General features: G+C 29.7%; 1 tRNA gene and 1 rRNA gene. Both read left to right on the plus strand.

The window, feature by feature from the left end:
- Window positions 1-157: 157 nt before the first annotated feature.
- A tRNA-Gly gene (locus KGF42_RS19070) sits at window positions 158-231 on the plus strand.
- Window positions 232-239: 8 nt separating this feature from the next.
- Window positions 240-356: ribosomal RNA gene (gene rrf / locus KGF42_RS19075) — 5S ribosomal RNA — on the plus strand.
- Window positions 357-791: the final 435 nt, after the last annotated feature.

The following is a 791-nucleotide window of genomic DNA, read 5'->3' on the forward strand; positions in this document are numbered from 1 at the left end:
AGGTCGAAGGTGTAAGTGCAGCAATGTATTTAGCTTATCGATACTAATAGGTCGAGGACTTGACCAATATTTATTTGATGTTCATTCATTAAGATATATGTGTAGTTTTTAGAGTGTTAACTCTAAAAACTTAGTTTTACTAATTTATAAAAATTATGCGGGTGTAGCTCAATGGTAGAGTTCTGGCCTTCCAAGCCAGCTGTGAGGGTTCGATCCCCTTCACCCGCTCCAAAAGATTATGTGGTTACAATAGCAGAGAGGATACACCTGTTCCCATTCCGAACACAGAAGTTAAGCTCTCTAGCGCTGATGGTACTTGGTGGGAAACTGCCTGGGAGAGTAGGACGTAGCCACATAATCTTTTTTTGTTGTATTAAATTTAATTAAACTACAATAATTATATGTTTTTATTTGTCTTTTATAGATTTTTTTGGCAATAAATGATATAGTGGATATAATTAAATATATTAAATATATTTAATTTTTTTATATTTTGTGTTTTATAAGTTTATTTTTTATGGACTTATTTATAATTTTGGGAAATACACTTTGACATATTTTTAAATGTTAAAATACTAAAAAACAAATTAGAAATTTATGTTAAGTAAGGAGATTAATATGAAAAAAAATGCAAGATTAATAACAACAGGAATTCTTTCAATGACAATTGTTGCACCTACAATGGCATTTGCTACTGAATCTAATGCTATGGAAAATAATGCAGATTTAAATATAAACTTGGAGAAAAAAAGTATAGTTTTAGGTAGCACATCAAAAGTTAGCGTCAAATT

The organism is Clostridioides sp. ZZV15-6383, assembly GCF_020657735.1.
Lineage (GTDB): Bacteria > Bacillota > Clostridia > Peptostreptococcales > Peptostreptococcaceae > Clostridioides > Clostridioides difficile_D.